The organism is Sphingopyxis sp., assembly GCF_035998905.1.
GTDB lineage: Bacteria > Pseudomonadota > Alphaproteobacteria > Sphingomonadales > Sphingomonadaceae > Sphingopyxis.
Window position 1 is genome coordinate 1 of the sequence record NZ_DASYHG010000018.1, and the last position, 18535, is coordinate 18535.

Consider the following 18535-nt stretch of genomic DNA (forward strand, 5'->3'; position numbering starts at 1 on the left):
CGGGAGGGGTCGGGGGTGGGCAGCCACGTTACGATCAGGCCCACCCCGCTGCGGCTAACGAACAAGTTCGCAAGCCTCGCTGCCCCTCCCGCAAGCGAGAGGGGAAATCAGTTCATCACCGCAACGTCCGCTCTCCACCCCAAAGCGGACGGTCTCTGCCGGTTTGGTCGGATCGCAACGCGGACTTGAGGCCTTGCACGGAATGCTTTGAAGGTTGCCGCCCGACGCTATACGGGCACCGGATTGGTTGCTTCCATCGCCTCGCCCGGCTTCCGCGCCCGGCCGTTCGATGAAGGCAGATCGCCGGGATTCTGAATTACAATGAATTATCGCCATAGCTTCCATGCCGGCAACAGCGCCGATGTCGTAAAGCACGCCCTGCTGATCGCCCTCGTGCGGGCCTTGCAGCAAAAACCGGGCGCGCTGACCCTGATCGACACCCATGCCGGTTGCGGGCTGTACGACCTTGGGGGCGAGGAGGCGAGGCGCACCGGCGAGGCTGTACAGGGCGTGCTGCGCGCCTTTGCCGACCCGAACCCCTTGCTGGACGACTATCGCGCCGCCGTGCGGGCGGTGAATGCCGGCGAAGAGCCGCGTCTCTACCCCGGATCGCCGCGATTTCTGGCGCAGCTTCTGCGCCCGCAGGATTTTCTGGTCCTGAACGAGAAACATCCCGACGACGTCTATGCCCTGCGCGGCGCGATGCGCGGCACTTCCGCCGCCGTGCATCAGCGCGACGCCTACGAGCTTTGGCTGGCGATGCTGCCGCCCCGAACGCCTCGCGGCGTGGTGGTGGTCGACCCGCCGTACGAGCAGACCGACGAACGCGAACGTATCACCGCCACCCTCGCCACCGCGCACCGCAAATGGGCGCATGGCGTGACGGTGATCTGGTATCCGCTTAAAGACCGCGCCACGCATGCGCGCTGGAAAGGGCAACTCCGCAATCTTGGCATCCCGAAAATGCTGAACGTTGAGCATTGGTTGTACGATAGCGACCAGCCCGACATCTATAACGGCGCGGGCTATAACGGCGCGGGCCTTTTTATCGTCAACCCGCCCTACGCCTTCACGCAGGCGCTGCCGCCTCTGCTGGAAGCGCTGCGCGCGGCGCTGGCGCCCGAGGGGCATAGGGGGAAGATCACGACCGACTGGTTGGGCGACTAGAACAAATCGCCTTCGCAGGGGCGACGGTGGTGCAATCGTCCGCTTCCCGCACCGTCCTTGACGTCCACCGGAAGGACGGGTTCGCGATTACGGGAATCAAATCCCCAGTTCCGCCTTCGCCAATATCCCGCGCTGGATTTCGTTCGTCCCCGCGTAGATGCTGCTCGCGCGTTCGTTGAGATAGTGGAGCGGTGCGATCGCCTGCCACACCTCTCCGCTGCAATAGTCGTCGAGGATATGGCCGGGGATCGGACCGCCGGGCATCGCGACGCCGGGCTGGAACGCGCGGGCGAGCGGCCCCGCAGCGTCGAGCGCGAGTTCGGTCACGCGCTGCTGCAATTCGGTGCCGAGGATTTTCATCATCGAGGCATCGGCGCCGGTCGGTGCGCCCGCCGACAGCCGCGAGAGGATATCGCTTTCGAGCCGGGCGAGGATGTCGCAGCGGATGCGCGCTTCGGCGATCCGCACGTCGAGCAAGGCACGCGCGGGGCCGGCAGGCTGCGCCGCGACCTGCTGCGCCAGTTCATCGAGCGCAACCTCGATCTCGGGCGCATAGGCGCTGCCGCCGCGTTCGAATTCGAGCAGATATTTGGCGACGGTCCAGCCGTCGTCGATTTCGCCCAGCACGTTCGCGACCGGCACGCGAACATTGTCGAAGAAGATCTGGTTCTGGATATGCTCGCCCGACGCCATGACGATCGGGCGCACCTCGATCCCCGGCGAGGTCATGTCGATGAGCAGGAAGGTGATGCCCTGCTGCTTGCGTTCGGTCTTCGCCGTGCGGACGAGGCAGAATATCCAGTTCGCGACATGGGCGTGCGTCGTCCATATCTTCGTGCCGGTGCAGACAAGATTGTCGCCGTCGCGCACCGCCTTCATCTGCAGCGCGGCGAGGTCCGATCCCGCGCCGGGTTCGGAATAGCCCTGGCACCAGAAATGCTCGCCGTTCAGCATCCGCGGCAGGAAGAAAGCCTTTTGCGCATCGGTGCCGAAACCGATGATCGCGGGACCGCACATCCTGATCCCCATCGGCGACACCGGCGGCGCGCCGGCGCGCACCCGCTCGCTCGCGAAGATATGATGCTGGACGACGCTCCAGTCGCAGCCGCCGTGCTCGGCGGGCCAGGCGGGCGCCGCCCAGCCCTTCGCGTGCAGCCTTTCCTGCCAGGCCATTTGCGACGCGTGGTCGGCGTAAACCGAGGTCATCAGCTTGCCCGCGCGGCGCAGTTCGGGGGTCAGCTCGGCCGCGAAGAAGGCGCGAACCTCTTCGCGGAACGCGTCGTCTTCGGGGCTAAGCTGCATGTTATCGGGCCGCCTTCGGGATGAAGATCGCCTTGGGGCGGGTGAATTCGAGCAAGCCGGGCACGCCATTTTCCTGTCCGAAGCCCGACTGCTTCGCGCCCGCGAGCGGAGTGAAGGGCGTCGACTGGAGATTCTGGTTGATCCAGACGGTGCCGGTGTCGAGCCGGTGCGCGATCGCGGTCGCCGCCTCGACATCGCCCGACCACACCGCGCCGGCGAGGCCATAGTCGCTGTCGTTGGCGCGCGCGACGACATCGTCGATGTCGGTGAATTTGAGGAGCGGCAAAACGGGGCCAAAGGCTTCTTCGACGACGACGCGGCTGTCCTCGGGCGGATTGTCGACGAGCGTCAACGGCACGAAATAGCCGCGATCGGGCACCGCCCCGCCTTCGAGCAGGGTCAGCCCATTGGCGCGCGCATCGTCGAGCAGCGCGAGGACGCGGCGATATTGCGGCTCGTTCTGGATCGGGCCGTAGCGATTGCCCTGCTCCGCCCCGTCGCCGACAGGCAGGTCCTTTGCGAGCTGGTGGAGACGGTCGCGCAAGGCATCGTAGATGTCGGCGTGGATATAGAGCCGCTTGGTCGCGACGCAGACCTGCGCGCTGTTGTGGAAGGCACCTTCGAACAATTGCGCCGCGACCGCGTCGACATCGACATCGGGCAGCACGATCGCGGCGTCGTTGCCGCCGAGTTCGAGCGTGATGCGCTTGAGATCCTTCGCCGCCGATTCCATCACGCGGCGGCCGGTCGCGGTCGAGCCGGTAAAGCTGATCTTCGCAAAGCCCGGATGCGCGGTCATCAGCGGGCCGAGCGCATCGCCGCCGCTGATGATGTTGATCACGCCCGCGGGAAAGACATCGCGGATCAGTTCGCCGATACGCAGCGTGCAGAGGGGCGTGAAGGGCGAGGGTTTGAGCACGAGCGTGTTGCCCGCCATCAGTGCCGGGCCGACCTTCCACGCGGCGAGCAGCACCGGGAAATTCCATGGCACAATGCCGCAGACGACGCCGAGCGGGACATGATGCACCTCGATCCGGCGCGTATCGCTATCCTCGGTGACGTCGACGGGGATGTCGAGCATCGTCGTCGCCTTCATCCACATCGCGGCGCCGAGGATTTCCATCTTCGCGCCGGGCAGCGGACGCCCCTGTTCCCGGACGAACAGCGCGGCGAGTTCGTCGGCATGCGCCTCGATCGCGTCGGCCGCCTTCGCCAGCGCGGCCTTGCGCTCGGCGATCGGCGTGTCGCGCCATGCGGGAAAGGCGCGCGTCGCGGCGGCGACCGCGGTGTCGAGATCGGCGGCATCGGCATCGGGCGCGGCGGCGAATATCTCGCCCGTCGCGGGGTTGCGTACATCGATCGTCCGCGCCGCAGACACCGCGCGGCCATCGATCGTCATCGCGAAAGTCTCGCTCATTTACCTCTCCACCTCTTGCGGCCGGTTTTGCGCCGACCGATTGTCTGTTGCCGACTCCATAAACTAATGTCATTAGATAAAAGCGCAACAGCAAAGATATGGGAGAGAGTGATGAGCGAGATCGAGGGCGGGTGCAATTGCGGCGTGGTGCGTTACCGGCTGAGCGCCGATCCGATCGCCGTCGCGGTGTGCCATTGCGCGAACTGCCGCCGCCAGTCGGGCAGCGCCTTTTCGGTCAACGTCATCGTTGCGGAAGGCGCGATGACGCTGACGGGCGACCTCGCCACTTATGAGGATTCCGACACCGAAAGTGGCCAGCCGGTGCTGCGGCAATTCTGTGCGACCTGCGGCTCGCCGATCCGGTCGCTTTCCGCTGCCTCGCCCAAGGTCGCGATCGTCAAGGCAGGGACCGCCGACGAGCCGGGGCGTTTCGAACCGGCGATCCATGTCTGGACCTCGACCGCGCTGCCGTGGGTCGAAATCCCCGCGAACCTGCCGCAATTCCCCCGCAACCCCGGATGAGCGCCGACCGGCCGCTGGCGGGGCTGCGCGTCGTCGATCTCGTCGAAGGGCCGCTGGCGCCGATCACACGCTACCTCGCCGAACTGGGAGCGCGCGTCGATCGCTATGGTCCGGTGACGGGCGATGCGGCGGATATTGCGGCGAATGCGGGAAAGATCGTTCACGCCGGGCCGGTCGATCCGGATGCACTGGCCGAGGCGGATATCATCGTCGCGCCGCCGGCTGCGCTCGATTATGATGTGCTCGCCGTGGCCAATCCCGCGCTCGTGCTGATGGAGGTCAGCGCTTTCGGCATCGGCAACAGCCTGAGCGACTGGCAGGCGAGCGATGCGGTCCTGCACGCGCTGTCGGGCAGCCTGTCACGTTCGGGCATTCGCGGGCGGGCGCCGCTGCTACCGCCCGGCGAACTCGCCTGGCAATGCGCCGCGGCGCAGGGCGCTTATGTGCTACTCGCCGCCTGTTTCAAGGCGCTGCGTTCGGGCGTCGGCGACCGCATCGACTTTTCGGCGCTTGACGGTGCGATGCAGGCGCTCGATCCGGGCTATGGCATCAACGGCAGCGCGACGATGGGACGCCCCGTTCACCTGCTGTCGCGCGACCGGCCCGCGAAGGGCACGCAATATCCGATCTTCCCCTGCGCCGACGGTCAGGTCCGCATCTGCCTGCTCGCGCCGCGCCAGTGGCAGGGGATGCTCCGCTGGATGGGTGAGCCCGCAGCCTTTGCCGGGCCCGAATTTGCGAAGATCGGCACGCGGCAACAGTCGGAAGAGCTGCAGGCGGCGCTCGCCGCCTTTTTCGCGCCGCGGAAGCGCGCCGAACTGGAAACGGAGGGCCAGGCGCACGGGGTGCCGATTGCGGGGTTGCTGAGTTTCGACGAGTTTGCGGCGAGCGAGCAGGTCGCGGCGCGCGAGGCATTGACCGAGGTGGCACTGGCAGACGGGCGGCGCGTGACGCTTCCGAACGGGGTGCTGACGATCGACGGCGCGCGCATGGGACCGGTCGGCGCGGTAGAGGATACGCCATCGCTGGCAACCGGCGACGAGGCGCTCGCCCGGCCGTTCGAGGGCCTGAAAGTCCTCGATCTCGGCGTGATCGTCGTCGGGGCCGAAGCAGGGCGCATGTTCGCCGACGGCGGCGCCGATGTGGTGAAGATCGAAAGCGCGGCCTTTCCTGACGGATCGCGCCAATCCTACCTGCCCTACGGTCTCTCGGCGAGCTTCGCCGCGGGGCACCGGGGCAAGCGCAGCCTCGGACTCGACCTGCGGCAAGATGAAGGCCGCGCGCTGTTCCTCGACCTGGTGCGCCAGGCCGATGTTCTGCTTTCGAACTTCAAGCCGGGGACGCTCGACGCGCTCGGTCTTGGCGCCGATGTGCTGACGGCAGCGAACCCGCGGCTGGTGATGGCCGACAGCTCGGCCTTCGGCCCGACGGGGCCGTGGGCGAAGCGGCTCGGCTATGGCCCGCTCGTCCGCGCCGCGACGGGGCTGACCGGGATGTGGCGATATGAAGACGATCCGGCAAGCTACAGCGACGCGGTGACAGTCTATCCCGACCATGTCGCGGGCCGCATCAGCGCACTCGGCGCGACCGCGTTGCTGATCCGGCGACTGCGCACCGGACGCGGCGGCACCGCAAGCGTGTCGCAGGCCGAAGTGATGCTGGGGCAGTTTGCCGCACTGTTGATGGCGGACGACGCGCCGCAATCCGCCGGCCCCTCGATAGTCATGCGCGCGCTAGGTGACGACGAATGGTGCGTACTTACCCTTCCCGGCCGCGCGTCATCGTTGGAGGGTCTGCTCGGCGGTGCTTCGCTCCATGAATGGGTCGGCGCCCGATCGCCGATCGACGCCGCGCAGGCCTTGCAGGCCCGGGGCATCGCAGCAGCACCGATGCTTCGGGTCGCCGACCTGCCCGGCTTCGCCTATTGCGTGGAGCGCGACTGCTTTCGAAGCGATCGACACCCGTACCTCGCCGAACCGGTCGTATCGGAACGCGCTGCGGCACATTATCGCAACCTCGCGGCTCCGCCCGACCAGCCGGCACCCCTGTCGGGCGAGCAGACAAACGAGGTCATTGCGACCTGGCTTGGCCTCGGCGCTGCCGAGATGGCGGCATTGGAGAGCACAGGAATTTTGCAGCCCACTGCCCCGACTGTGTACGCGACGATCGATTCCCATCTCGCCGCCGAGACGTCACCGCAATCGCCAGCCGCTGTTACCACTTAGGCGGTGGTGGGCCGCCTTGCCGTCAGCGCGGGCCACGAGACCCCCGCAGGCGCGCGAAAGCACCGCCACAGCGGGTCAACGCTGCACAAGGCGACCATGATCAGAAATCCCAGCGTGCGCGCAGACGCACGCCATAGTCCTTTTGTGCGGACGAGAGGGCGCCGACGAAGCCGAAGCCGAATTCGCCGCCCATCGCTTCGGTCGTCGCGCCGAGCCGCAGCCGGATCACGTCACGCCCGGCATTGACCGCACCGACGGTGAAGCGTTCGCCGTTCGAGGCAAAGCTGGCGACCCGTGTCGCACGGTCGTTTCCGAAGCGATGCTCGCCCGCCACTTCGACATCGAGCGCCAACGGCGTCTTGCCCAGCCTGAACAACGGGCCGCGCAAGCGGATGCCTGCGGTACCGGTCACGACCTCCTGTGCCGCGCGGGCGATGTCGAGCGCCGCGACCGAGCTCCCTTCGCTGGCCGCATCGAGTTCGGTACGGACGAAGGCTGCTCCCGCGAAGGGTTCGATCGCGAGCGATCCGGCTTGCGCCTTATAAGCGAGTTCGCCGAAGGCCTGCCACTGCTCACCCTCCTGCTTCGCCTTCAGCGCATTCTGGATCGTTCCGAGCGAAACGCGGCGGCTGGTGTCGATGCCGAGCCAGCTATATCCTGCGCCAAGCCGCACGGCCGCCTTGCCGAAATCGAAACCGCCATAGGCAAAGAGCGACGTCGTATCGATCTTCGCCTCGCCCGCCAGCGCACCGAGGTCGAGGTCATCCTTGGCATAGAGCGCGCCGACGCCGATCTTGCCGGTGCCGCCAAGGCCATATTCGAAGCCCCCGGCCAGCCCGTAGCGGACGCCGTCCATGCCCTGATAGCCGCCCCGTGCGTCGAGCTTGCGGTCGGCGATAATCGCATCGCCCCACGCCGATCCGCCCTCACCGCTCGCTCCCGCGAGGCGTTCGGCGATCGGACGGCGATCGTCGGCCGCGTTGCGCCCGGCGGCCGCCAGGACGCCAGCGTGAACCTCTCCCGACAGCGCCGAAAAGGCGCGCCGCGCCCGGTCGCCGTCGAGGTTGAGCACCGCGTCGTAGAGCGTGCCCGGCCCGCCCGCGTCGAGCGCCGCACCGACCGCGCGCTGGTTCGGCGTCGCCCCGATCCCGGCGAAGCTGACGTCGTTGCGCGTCATGCGAAGCTGTACCGCGGCGGGTCCATAGAGGAGCGACGCGTCGAGGAAGGCAAGATTGTCGGTGACACCGGCAAAGGTGCCGGTCACCGCGCTGCCCGTCAGGATCGTATAATCGGTGCGGTTGGCAAAATTTGTGCTGCCGTCGCCGAGGACCGAAACGGTGCCGCCCTGGATCGTGACGGTGCCCGTTGCCGCGATCAGGTCCGACGCCCCCGCCGGATTGATTTCGACCTGGTAGGTCGATCCCGCGGCGAAGGTCAGGTTACCCGCGACATTCAGCGTGCCAATCGAATTGCCGGGCGCGATAGCGCCGGTCACGACGAGTCCGCCGACGCGGCCGCTGCCGCCCAGCGTCGCGCCGCTCGCGACGTTGACCGTCGAGGCCAGCGATCCGTTGACGACCAGCCGTCCGGCAAGGACATTGGTCGCGCCGGTGAAGCTGCTGGCGCCCGAGAGGGTCAGCGTCCCGCTGCCGGCTTTCGCGAGCGTGCCGCTTTCGGTGATAATTCCGGCAAATTCGCTGTCCGCCGCACCGCCGACAGTCAGCGTCGCGCCGCCGAGCATCACCGTACCCGCGCCCGAAAGCCCGGCCACCGACTGCGCAAACCCGTCGATATCGGCGGTTGCCCCGGTGCCGGCGGTGAGCAGCCCGGACCCGAACGCGCCCGCCGCAGCGGCGCGCAGCGTGCCACCCTGCACGGTTGTCGGACCGCTATAGCTGTTGGCGGCGGAGAAGATCAGCGTCGAGCCGCCTGCCTTCGTCAGTCCCCCGCTGCCAGCGATGGTGCCCCCGAAGCTCTGGCTGCCGCTGGCGCGGTTGACCGTGAGGACATTGCCGCCGAGCCGCACCTGCGAGCCCGCCGCGCCCGTCAGGCCGCCGACCGTCTGCGCGCCGCCATTGGCAATATCGAACGCTGCGCCCGCCGCAAGCGTCAGGTTCGACGTCGCCGCGATCGAGCCGCCCGGACCGATCGCAAGCACGCCCCCGTTGACTGCGGTCGCCCCGCTATATGTGTTGGTTCCCGCAAGGGTCAGCGTGCCGGCGCCCACCTTGGTCACCCCGCCGGTGCCGCCGATCGCGCCTTCGAAGCTTCCCGCCCCGACGGTGAGCGAATTCGCGCCCAGCGCCACCGCGCCGCGCCCGTCGAGCATCGCGAGCGTCTCGTTCGTCCCAAGCCCGAGCGTCGCACCCGCCGCGACCGTTACCCGCGCGGTGTCCGCGAGCGCGCCGGCGCTCGCCGCCTGCAGCGCCCCCGCCGCAACGAGCGTCGCGCCGTCATAGCTGTTCGTCCCCGAAAGCGTCAGCGTGCCCGTGCCCGTCTTGGTGAAGCTGCCGCTGCCGCCGATCGATCCCGCAAAGCCGCTGTTCGCCGCGCCGCCCGCGCTGAAACCATTGCCGCCGAGCAGGATGGTGCCCGCCCCCGACAGCGTTGCCACTGCGTTGACCGTTCCCGCCTGATCGAAGCTCGCGCCCGCGGCGATGCCAAGGTCGCCGCCGCCGATCTTGCCCGCGAGCGTGCCGCCCTCGACAAGCGTCGCTCCGGTGTAGGCGTTCGCACCGGTCAGGGTCAGCGTGCCCGCGCCCTTCTTGGTCAGGCCGCCCACGCCCGAAATCGTACCGCTGAACAGGGTCGAGGTGCCGTTGCCGCCCGCCGTCAGCGAACCACCCGACAAAGTCACCGACCCTGCACCCGCAAGGCTGCCGATTTCCTGTGCCGCCGCGATATCGAGCGTCGCGCCGCCGTCGACGGTGACTGCGCTCGTCACCGGGATCGCCGAACCGCCGAGGGCGCGGAGCGTCCCGAACGCGACCTTGGTATCGCCCGCATAGCTGTTGGCGCCCGACAGGATAAGTGTGCCCGTGTCGTTCTTGACGATGCCGCCGGCGCCGCGGATCGTTTCGGCGATCGTCACGGTGACGCCGGGGTCGACGCGCAGGTTCGTCGCCGCATCGGCGATGACAAGCGCGCCCGATCCGTTCGCGATGACATAGCCGTCGGTCATGAACTGCATGCCGCGCAGTGCGATAGTGTCGTCGACGGTGACCGTTCCGGCCGCGCCCGCGAAGACCGCGAAATTGCCGCCCCAGACATTGTTGGTGGCGCCGGTCATGCCGGTCCAGTTGGCCGCCGCATTCGTCCAGCTTCCGCTGCCGCCCGCGATGACGCCGTCGGCGGCGGGATTCGCGCCGTCCCAGAACTGGATGTCGGGGATCTGCTCGGCGATGACGAGGTTGACCTGCCCGCCGATCGCGGTCTGGATCTGCGCCTGTGCGGGCGAAAAGCCCGCAGGAAGTGCGCCGACCGACAGGCCGTTGTCGGTAAGGGTGCCGCCATAGTCGAACAGGCGATAGACGCCGGTGCCGAACCCGCCGGCATTGCGCCCGTTGACGGTACCATCAAGCGTCAGATTGCCGCCCACCTGGATGCGGTCGCTCGCCGCGAGATTGCCCGGCGCGCCGAGATCATAGTTCAGCACCGTGTCGGCGCCGAGCACGAGCCCGCCGACGGTCAGCGTGCCGACGCCATTGCCGCCCGCCTCGATAATCCCGCTTCCTGCGGTCAGCGTTCCCGCGATGCTGCCCATGCCGGCGAGCGTCGCGCTGCCGCTCAACGTTGCATCACCGCCGACGCTGCCCGTCAGGAGAAGCGTACCCGCGGTGACGTTGGTGACACCGGTCAGGCCGTTACTTCCCGACAGGGTCAGCGTCCCTGCACCCGCCTTGGTAAAGCTGCCGCTGCCGCCGATCGATCCCGCAAATTCGCCATTGACCGCATAGGTTGCGGTCAGGCTGCCTCCGCCGAGTGCAACCACGGTGCCGGTGACCCCGGTCAGGTTGTTCACCGATCGCGTGCCCGAGGCGCCCGAAATGTCGAGGGTGGCACCCGCGCCGGTGAGCGCGACCGCCGCCGATCCGGCGATCGCCCCGTCGCCCGACAGCGCCAGCGTACCGCCGGAGATCGTCGTCGCGCCGGTATAGCTGTTCGCACCGCCCAGCGTCTGCGTACCGCTGCCGCCCTTCGCCAGCCCCGCGCCCCCAGAAATCACGCCGGTAAAGGCGAAGTCGCCGCCGCCGGTCAGCATCAGCCCGCCGCTCGCCGCGCCGAGCGTGACGGCGCCCGCGCCGAGGAGGCCGCTGGCGTGCGCTCCGAAACCGGCAAGGTTGACGGTCGCGCCCGCGCGCACGTCGAGCGACCCGGTGCCGAGGGCGTCGATCGCCTGCGCACGGAGTGTGCCGCCCTCGACGATCGTCCCGCCGGCATAGCTATTGCTGTTGTTGAAGCTGATCTGGCCGGTGCCCGTCTTGCGGATGCCGCCGGTGCCGGTGATCGTCCCCAGATAGTTGAGACTGCCGCCGTCGTTGACGATCGTCAGCTGGTTCGCGCCAAGCCGGATCTGCGACGTCGTCACCGCGCTTTGCAGACGGGTGATCGTGCGCGCGCCATTCGCTCCGCTGATATCGAACACGCTGTTTTCGCCCGACATGTTGAAGCCGCTCGTCGCGTCGACGCTGCCAGTGCCGGTTAGCGCGAGGGTACCGCCCATGACGTTCGTCGTGCCGGTATAGGCATTCGCCCCCGACAGCGTCAGCGTTCCGGCGCTGCTCTTCACGATATTCCCGGTGCCCGAGATCACGCCCGCGAAGCTGCCGTCGTCGATCTGGAGCCGGCTGGCCCCGCCCGCGACCGCGCCGCTGCCGGTGAGCGTGCCGAGCACGCTGTTGGCGCCGAGCGCAAGCGTCGCGGCTGCGTCGACCTGGACGTCGGCGCCGCTGCGCAGCGCGTTGGCGACGCCGAGCACGAGGGTGCCCTGCCCCACTGTCACCAGCCCGTCGAAGCTGCTGGCGCCTGCCAGCGTCATCGTCCCCGCGCCGGCCTTGGTGAAGCCTCCCGCGCCGGTCATGGCGCCCGAATAGCTGGTCGAGCCGCCGTTGGCGCCCGCGGTCAGCGTCGCGCCGAGCGCGACATTGCCCGCCCCGGAGAGCGAACCGACGGTTTCGGCATCGACCAGTGCGAGCGTCGATCCCCCCGCCAGCGTGACCGCGCTGGCGTCGGCGATCGCCGCGCCGCCCTGCACCTGCAATGTGCCGCCTTCGACGAGGGTGGCGCCGCTATAAATATTCGCGCCCGACAGGATCAGCGTGCCGCCGTCGCGCTTCGACAGGCCGCCGGTGCCGCCGATCGCGGCCGCGATGGTCGCGGTAACGCCGGGGTCGGTACGCAGGCTGGTTTCGGCGGTATCGGTGGAGAGGCTGCCCGTCCCCGCGGCGATCACATAGCCGTCGGTCATGAACTGAAGGCCGTCGAAGACGATCGCATCGTCGACGCTGACCGTTCCGGCGGCGCCCTGGAAGACCCCGAACGCGCCTTCCCATGCGGCGTTTGTCGCGCCGTCGAGGCTGGTCCAGTTGGTCGCCGCATTGGTCCAGCTGCCGCTGCCGCCCGCAATCACACCGTCATCGGCCGTGCCCGCGCCGTCCCAGAACTGGATTCCCGACGCGGTCGCGGAGATCACCAGATTGACCTGGTTCGGCGCGATCTGGACCGTACCCTGCGACAGGAAATAGCCGGCGGGCAATCCGGTCACCGAGAGGCCGTTGTCGGTCACCGACCCGGTGACGTCGATCAGGCGATAGACCCCCGCGCCAAAGCCGCCGGCATCGCTTGCGTTGAGCCGCCCGTCGAGCGTCAGATTGCCGTTTACCTGGATACGGTCGCTCGCCCCGCCGACCCCGGGTGCGCCGAGGTCGTAGTTCAGCACCGAGGTCGAGCCGAGGATGAGCCCGCCGACGGTCAGTGTGCCCACGCCGCCATTGCCGATATTGAGCGTCGCATTGTCGGCCAGGGTCAGCGTGCCGCCGATGGTCCCCGCGCCGTCGAGAATCGTTCCGCCGAGCGCCGAGACGTCGCCCGCGACGCTGCCCGTCAGGAGCAACCGTCCGAGCCCCAGCTCGAGCGGCCCGGTCAGCGCGTTCGCCCCCGACAGGGTCAGCGTCCCCGTTCCCGCCTTGGTGAACTTCCCGCTGCCCGCGATATTGCCCGCGAACACCGCATCGGCCGAATAGGTCGCGGTCAGGTCGACCGCGCCGAGTTGGACGCTGCTGCCCGCGGCGCCCGAGAGATTCTGGACCGATTGCGCGCCGCTTGCGCCCGCGATGTCGAAACTGGTTCCCGCATTGGCGAGTACCAGCGACGCCGACGCGCCGATGCTGCCGGCACCCGCAATCGCGAGTGTTCCGCCGCTTACCGAGGTGTTGCCGGTGTAGCTATTGGCGCCCGACAGCGTGAGCGTGCCGCTGCCCGCCTTGGTCAGGTTGCCCGCCTGTTCGATCGTACCGGAAAAGCTGGTCGAGGCGTTGTTGCCGCCGGCGGTCAGCGTCGAATTCCCGGCCGTTCCGAGCAGTACCTTGCCCGATCCGGCAAGGCTGGCGACGGTCTGGTCGAAGCCATTGGCGTTCAGCGTTCCCGTCGCCGAAATGTCGACCGCCGATCCGGGCGCGAAGACATTGGCCGCGTCGCCGCGAAGGCCGCCATTTTCGATGAAGGTCGTGCCGGTATAGCTATTCGGCGCGGTCAGCACGAAGGTGCCGCCGTTCTGGATCCGGAGGTCGCCCGATCCCGACAGCACCGAGTGCACCGTGACGGCCGTCCCGTCGCCGGGGTCGTATGTGCTCGACTGGGAGGTGAAACCGGTGCGGCCGACGACGAAGGTCCCGTTGTTGGTGATCGCACCGCGCAGGAAACCGCCGCCCACCCCGCTGGGGCTGTCGACCCAGCGCAAGGTCGCGCCGCTGTCGATCGTGACGCTGGTCAGCGGTGCCCCCGATTCGGAGCTGATCGTCGCGTTCTGCGTCCAGTCGCCGCTTTGGACATGGATGTCATCGAAGTTGCTGACGACGCCAAGCGTCGCCGGCCCCGTACCGGCGAGCAGGTTCAGCCGGTCGCCGCCGGCGCTGGATCCGTTGAGCCGCCCGATCACCGTCGCGCCGGCATGGAGGTTGAGTATATTGGCGCCCGTGCCCGTGAAATTGACGGCGTTGGCGTTGGTGCTGGGCGTCGCCGGGGCGGGCGTTGCGCCGGGTGCGTTGCCGTTCTGCGTCAGGCTCGATGCGCCGAGGGTGACGGTATTGCCTGCATTGCTGCTCAGCACGATCGCGCCGGTGCCGAACCCCGTGATCGTGCCGTTATTGGTGATCGTCGAAGCGCCGTTCAGCACGATCGCGCTATTACCAACCCCTGTAATCGTGCCGTTGTTGGTGATCGTCGAAGCCGTTCCGGAGATGATCGCCTGCAGTCCGGCCGCTGCGATCGTCGCTCCGGCATTGTTGGTCAGAACGAACTGCGCCCCGCCGATGTCGCCGATCTCGATCGCCGCATTGCTCGTACCGGTGGTTTCGATGCGGCCGCTGTTGTCGATGCGGATCACCGACCCCGGCGCACTGAACCCCGGGTTCGTCGGGGCGAAGCGAATGGCGTTGCGGATCGTGCTGCGGATGGTTCCGCTCGCATTGTTGGTGATGGTGACATTACGCGCAGCGAAGTCGCCATTGCTGTTGATCGCGCGGGCGTTCGCGTTGGTGGTCGCCTCGATCAGCCCCGAGTTGGTGATCACGACACCGGCGCCGCTGGTGACCGCATTGATATTGACGGCCTGTGGGCCGTTGACGCTGAAGCTCGCGCCGGGATCGACTGTCAGCGTATCGTCGGCGTCCATGTTGAGGTTGGTGGTACGCGGCGTTCCTGCAGCGACCGTCGTATTTTGCGCCAGAGCGACGGCCGGGAAAGCAATTACTGCGCATCCCGAGAGCAACAGCGCCATCTTCGCGCCTCGCCCCAAGGCCGAAAATTCGCGCGCGCGGTTGCTGGTCCCTTGCATCGTCAACTCTCCCCTGTCCCGGCCGATTCGACCGCGGATTTCCCACCGAAAGAAGGTTACCCCTTCCTTCTTGACAATGTTGTCTATCCTATTTTTCCGCCATTGACAATAAAGTCATAGACCGGACAATTTGCCACCGGTGTCTGAAAGGCAGCGGCGCTCACGGTCGCGGGCCGTCAGGGCGAAGCGATCCCGCCCAGCCGGATTCCATATAAGTTAGGGAGGAGCGCGGCCGGTTCGCCGGCCGCGCCATTCAACGGACGATCGGTCTACGCCTTGCGGACCGGCGCAGCGGCGAGCGCTTCGGCGATCGCAGTGCGCAGCGGCTTCGGCCGCATCTCTGCATCATAGGGATGGCCGCGCATCGCAAGGCCGTCGGGGCGACGGCGCTCGCCGGGATAGCCCGGGCGGTTAAGGTAGGAATCGAAGTCGGTCAGGCTCCATGTCACGACCTGCCTCACATTGGTGAAGCTCAAGGTCAGGTCGAGATACCCCTTGGTGAACGCTGCGACCTCGGCATCGCGCACGGCAGGCTCGGTCGCGGCGACATTACGGTCGCTGCAATCGAGTTCGGTGATCAGCACGTCGAGCCCCATGCCCTGCACCGCCTCAAGGAATTTGCGCCACGCCAGCTCGTCGCGCTTGCGGCCGAGCGTGCCGCCGATATGGCTCTGGATGCCGAGCGCGTCGATCTTCACGCCGCGCCCCAGCGCGCCTTCGAGCATCCGCAGCACGCCGTCGCGATGGTCGGCCTTCGCGTCCCAGCTCATATAGTCGTTATAGACCATCTGGCACTTGGGCAGCGCTTCGCGCATCATCGCAAAGGCGATGTCGATAAAGCGTTCGCCGAGAACGCGCAGGAAGAGCGAGCTGCGCAGTGCGCCATCCTGCAACTGCACCACCTCGTTCACCGCGTCCCACGACGGGATCGTCGGATAGCGTTTTGCCAGATAGTCGCAATGCCGCTGCATCAGCGCGACGAGCGGCTTGCCGCCGTCCCTCGCCAGATCGGCCTCTTTCGCGAGCATCCAGTCGGGGATGCGATTGTCCTGGCTCCACACAAAGGTGTGACCGCGCAGCTGCATCCCCTCGTCGGCAGCGAAGCGATAGAAAGCGTCGGCCTCGGTCTCGCGATATTTGCCCTCGATACGTTCGAGATGCTTCCACTTGAACTCGTTCTCGGCAGTCAGCACCCCGCACTCGCGCGCGATCAGCGCGCGCGAGTCAGCCCGCTTCAGCTGGTCGAACGACGCGGCGGTCCCGAAGCGCAGGCCGCGGCGCCGCGCGATGGCCTCGAGCGTCCCGGCCTCGGCCGCGCGCGCGGCTGTTGCGGCGAGCGCGGCGCCGGCGGCGCTGGCGATGAAGGAACGACGACCGAGCATCTCAGGCCTTTGGCGCCTGATCATAGACAAGGCGGAAGCCGACATTGCTGGTGCCGAGGCCGGGGTCGCGGCCCTGCCGCGATGCGGGGCGGTAGCGCTGGCAATAATTGGGGGCGCACAAATAGCTTCCGCCCTTGACCGTGCGCGACGGCATTCCGGGGTTCAGCGGGTCATAGGCGTTATTCTCGTCCGGACCCTTTGGGTTATCCTTGTCGTCGGGGTTGTGACCGGGCTTGAAGAAGTCGGTCGTCACTTCCCAGACATTGCCGACCATGTCGTAAAGCCCGTTCGCATTGGGCTTGTAACAGCCGACCGGCGAGACGCCCTTGAACCCGTCGGTTTCGGCATTGTAGTTCGGGAAGGCGCCCTGCCAGCTGTTTGCTTCCTCCGGCTGGACATTCTTCGACCGCTTGCCCGCGCTCGCGGCATATTCCCATTCGGCTTCGGTGGGCAAGCGCCCCCCCGCCCATTTGGCATAAGCGACCATATCGTCCCATGCGAGGTGGACGACGGGCTCGTTCGCGATCCTATCGGCACCGGTCGGGCCATAGGGTTTTTTCCAGTTCGCGCCGGGCACATATTTCCACCAGTCGGAATAGTTGTTCGACGGGAAATCGGGCGGGGTGAACACCGCCGACCCCGCCTTCAGCATATCGGCCGGAATCTGCTCCACGGGCACCTGGAACTGCTTCGGATCGACGGGCTTTTCGGCGACGGTGACATAGCCGGTCGCCTTGACGAAATCGGCGAACTGGCGGTTCGTGACCTCGTGCGGATCGATCCAGAAGCCCGCGACGGTCGTTTCGCGGACCGGGCCTTCCTCGGCATAAACATCGTCTTCGCCCATCGCGAAGGTGCCGCCCGCAAGCTTGACGGGCGTGTCCCCGATCGCGGGACATTTGCGCGGCGTCGCCGCAGCTGCCGCGGTTTCCTTGGCAGCGTCCCCATCGCTGCACGCCGACACAAGGCCGAGCAGCGCGACACCGAGAATCGGAAACAGGGTCGAACGGGTCATCATTTTCTCCACGCGGGCCGTGGTAACGGCCATCAGGCTACCGGGGCTGAACGCCATCCGGCGGCAGGTCAATGGGCAAGTGCGGGCGTTCCCTGGGCGGCGGCACGCGGCTCTGCGCGCCCGGCGGCGAGCGCGAAGAGCATGAGCAGCACATAACAGGCGAGCGGCACGACGAAGGCCGCCGCATAGCCCGACGCGTCCGCCACCGCGCCGGCGGCGAGCGGCAACAGCGCGCCGCCGATGATCGCGGTGCAGAGGAAGCCCGAGGTTGCTTCGGCCGACGCCGCCGAGCGTTCGAGCGTCAGCGTAAAGATCAGCGGGAACATGATCGAGTTGAACAGCCCGATGCCGAGCGCCGCATAGCCCGCCGCCGCGCCGGGCGTCATATAGACAAACAGGCACAGCAGCGCGTTGGCGACCGCAAAGGCCGCGAGCAGCCGCGCCGCGGGGATCCGCGTCAGCAGCGCCGACCCGGCGAAACGGCCGATCATCGCGCCGAGCCAATAGAGGCTGACGAAATAGCCCGCCTTCTGGAGCGGGATACCCCACACGCCATCGTCCGCGAGGAAGAGCGCAAGCTGCGTCCCGATTGCGACCTCCGCGCCGACATAAAGGAAGATCGCGAGCCCGCCGAGCAGCGCCCAACGCGACGAAAAAACCTGGCGCAGCGTGTCGATGAAGCCGGGTGCCGCGCCGACCGCGGCGGGCGCGGCGTCGGCGATCCGGCGGCGCGAACGCCAGATGAAGGCCGCAAGGAATGCCAGCAGCGCGGCGACGATCAGGAAGCTGAGATCGATCGAGGCGAGCGCGGCCGAGCGGTCGGCGGCGCTGATCACCTGCCCCTCGGGCACTTCGACGCGTTCGAGCAGCAGCTTCGCGCCGAGCAGCGGACCGAGCACGGTGCCGAGCGAGTTGAACGCCTGGCTGAAGGTCAGCCGGAAATGGCTGCGTTCGGGCGAGCCCAGTGCGGCCGCGAGCGGGTTCGCCGCGACCTGCAGGATCGTGATCCCGCTCGCGAGGATGAACAGGCCGAGCAGCACGCCTTCGTAAGTCGCGAGATTGCTCGCGCCGAGGATCACCGCGCAGGCGAGGATCATCAGCAGGATCGCGAGCACGATCGACGGGACGGCGCGCAGCCGCGCGACGAGCAGCGCCGCGGGGATCGAAACGACGCCATAGGCGATGAAAAAGGCGAAGGCGGTGAGCTGTGCCTCGACGTTCGAAAGCGAGAAAATGCCCTTCACCGCCGCGACGAGCGGGTCGATCAGCGAAGTGATAAAGCCCCACGCGAAAAACAGGGTCGTGACGCTGGCGAAGGCGCCAGTGGCCTGGGACGCGGCGCGCGTCGGGGCTTCGGCCCGGTCGTTCATATTGGCTCTCCCGCTGCCGAATCAAATCGTCGGCGACGCGGCGACATTGGCAGGTTGCCATCTTATGTCAATATTGTCATAA

Annotated in this window: 9 protein-coding genes; 3 read left to right on the plus strand and 6 right to left on the minus strand. The window is 67.5% G+C overall.

Annotated features, from left to right (window positions below; all coding sequences use genetic code 11):
* Positions 1–321: 321 nt before the first annotated feature.
* Entirely contained in the window at positions 322–1167 is an 846-nt protein-coding gene (locus tag VGN62_RS08870) for a 23S rRNA (adenine(2030)-N(6))-methyltransferase RlmJ (protein ID WP_327452864.1), read from the plus strand.
* Positions 1168–1263: 96 nt separating this feature from the next.
* Here the strand turns inward: VGN62_RS08870 and VGN62_RS08875 are convergent, their stop codons facing one another.
* Both VGN62_RS08875 and VGN62_RS08880 read right to left on the minus strand, forming a co-directional pair.
* Positions 1264–2469, minus strand: coding sequence for an acyl-CoA dehydrogenase family protein (locus VGN62_RS08875; protein WP_327452866.1), 1206 nt, complete (start codon positions 2467–2469; stop codon positions 1264–1266).
* Between the two features lies 1 nt (position 2470).
* On the minus strand, positions 2471–3886 hold the full coding sequence (locus tag VGN62_RS08880; RefSeq protein ID WP_327452869.1) for an aldehyde dehydrogenase family protein: 1416 nt from the start codon (positions 3884–3886) through the stop codon (positions 2471–2473).
* 111 nt (positions 3887–3997) lie between these two features.
* Between VGN62_RS08880 and VGN62_RS08885 the strand changes: the two genes are divergently transcribed.
* Together VGN62_RS08885 and VGN62_RS08890 are read left to right on the plus strand one after the other, a co-directional pair.
* Positions 3998–4408: a GFA family protein gene (locus VGN62_RS08885; protein ID WP_327452871.1), complete on the plus strand. Its 411-nt coding sequence runs from the start codon at positions 3998–4000 to the stop codon at positions 4406–4408.
* The gene (locus VGN62_RS08890; RefSeq protein ID WP_327452873.1) at positions 4405–6633 is read left to right on the plus strand and encodes a CoA transferase; all 2229 of its coding nucleotides are present in this window, start codon (positions 4405–4407) and stop codon (positions 6631–6633) included. The genes VGN62_RS08885 and VGN62_RS08890 overlap by 4 nt, the downstream gene beginning before the upstream one ends.
* Positions 6634–6733: 100 nt before the next feature.
* Here VGN62_RS08890 and VGN62_RS08895 read toward each other — a convergent pair whose 3' ends face one another.
* The 4 genes from VGN62_RS08895 to gluP form a co-directional block, all read right to left on the minus strand.
* Positions 6734–14686 (minus strand): autotransporter-associated beta strand repeat-containing protein, encoded by a 7953-nt coding sequence (locus tag VGN62_RS08895; protein WP_327452875.1) that lies wholly within the window; start codon positions 14684–14686, stop codon positions 6734–6736.
* A 269-nt stretch (positions 14687–14955) separates the two neighbouring features.
* Complete coding sequence (locus VGN62_RS08900; protein WP_327452877.1) at positions 14956–16068, minus strand: endo-1,4-beta-xylanase; 1113 nt, start codon at positions 16066–16068, stop codon at positions 14956–14958.
* 1 nt (position 16069) lies between these two features.
* Positions 16070–17083, minus strand: a complete 1014-nt coding sequence (locus tag VGN62_RS08905) for a formylglycine-generating enzyme family protein (protein ID WP_327452879.1) — start codon at positions 17081–17083, stop codon at positions 16070–16072.
* A gap of 68 nt (positions 17084–17151) precedes the next feature.
* A complete protein-coding gene (gene gluP / locus VGN62_RS08910; protein ID WP_327452881.1) occupies positions 17152–18453 on the minus strand; it encodes a glucose/galactose MFS transporter in 1302 nt (433 codons plus the stop codon).
* Positions 18454–18535 lie beyond the last annotated feature (82 nt).

What these genes read in the sequence shown, in the direction of transcription:
- VGN62_RS08890 (WP_327452873.1), top strand. Translation starts at nt 4,405, where the DNA reads ATGAGCGCCGACCGGCCGCTGGCGGGGCTGCGCGTCGTCGATCTCGTC.
- VGN62_RS08870 (WP_327452864.1), top strand. Translation starts at nt 322, where the DNA reads ATGAATTATCGCCATAGCTTCCATGCCGGCAACAGCGCCGATGTCGTA.
- VGN62_RS08905 (WP_327452879.1), bottom strand. Translation starts at nt 17,083, where the DNA reads ATGACCCGTTCGACCCTGTTTCCGATTCTCGGTGTCGCGCTGCTCGGC.
- VGN62_RS08885 (WP_327452871.1), top strand. Translation starts at nt 3,998, where the DNA reads ATGAGCGAGATCGAGGGCGGGTGCAATTGCGGCGTGGTGCGTTACCGG.
- VGN62_RS08875 (WP_327452866.1), bottom strand. Translation starts at nt 2,469, where the DNA reads ATGCAGCTTAGCCCCGAAGACGACGCGTTCCGCGAAGAGGTTCGCGCC.
- gluP (WP_327452881.1), bottom strand. Translation starts at nt 18,453, where the DNA reads ATGAACGACCGGGCCGAAGCCCCGACGCGCGCCGCGTCCCAGGCCACT.
- VGN62_RS08900 (WP_327452877.1), bottom strand. Translation starts at nt 16,068, where the DNA reads ATGCTCGGTCGTCGTTCCTTCATCGCCAGCGCCGCCGGCGCCGCGCTC.
- VGN62_RS08895 (WP_327452875.1), bottom strand. Translation starts at nt 14,686, where the DNA reads ATGCAAGGGACCAGCAACCGCGCGCGCGAATTTTCGGCCTTGGGGCGA.
- VGN62_RS08880 (WP_327452869.1), bottom strand. Translation starts at nt 3,886, where the DNA reads ATGAGCGAGACTTTCGCGATGACGATCGATGGCCGCGCGGTGTCTGCG.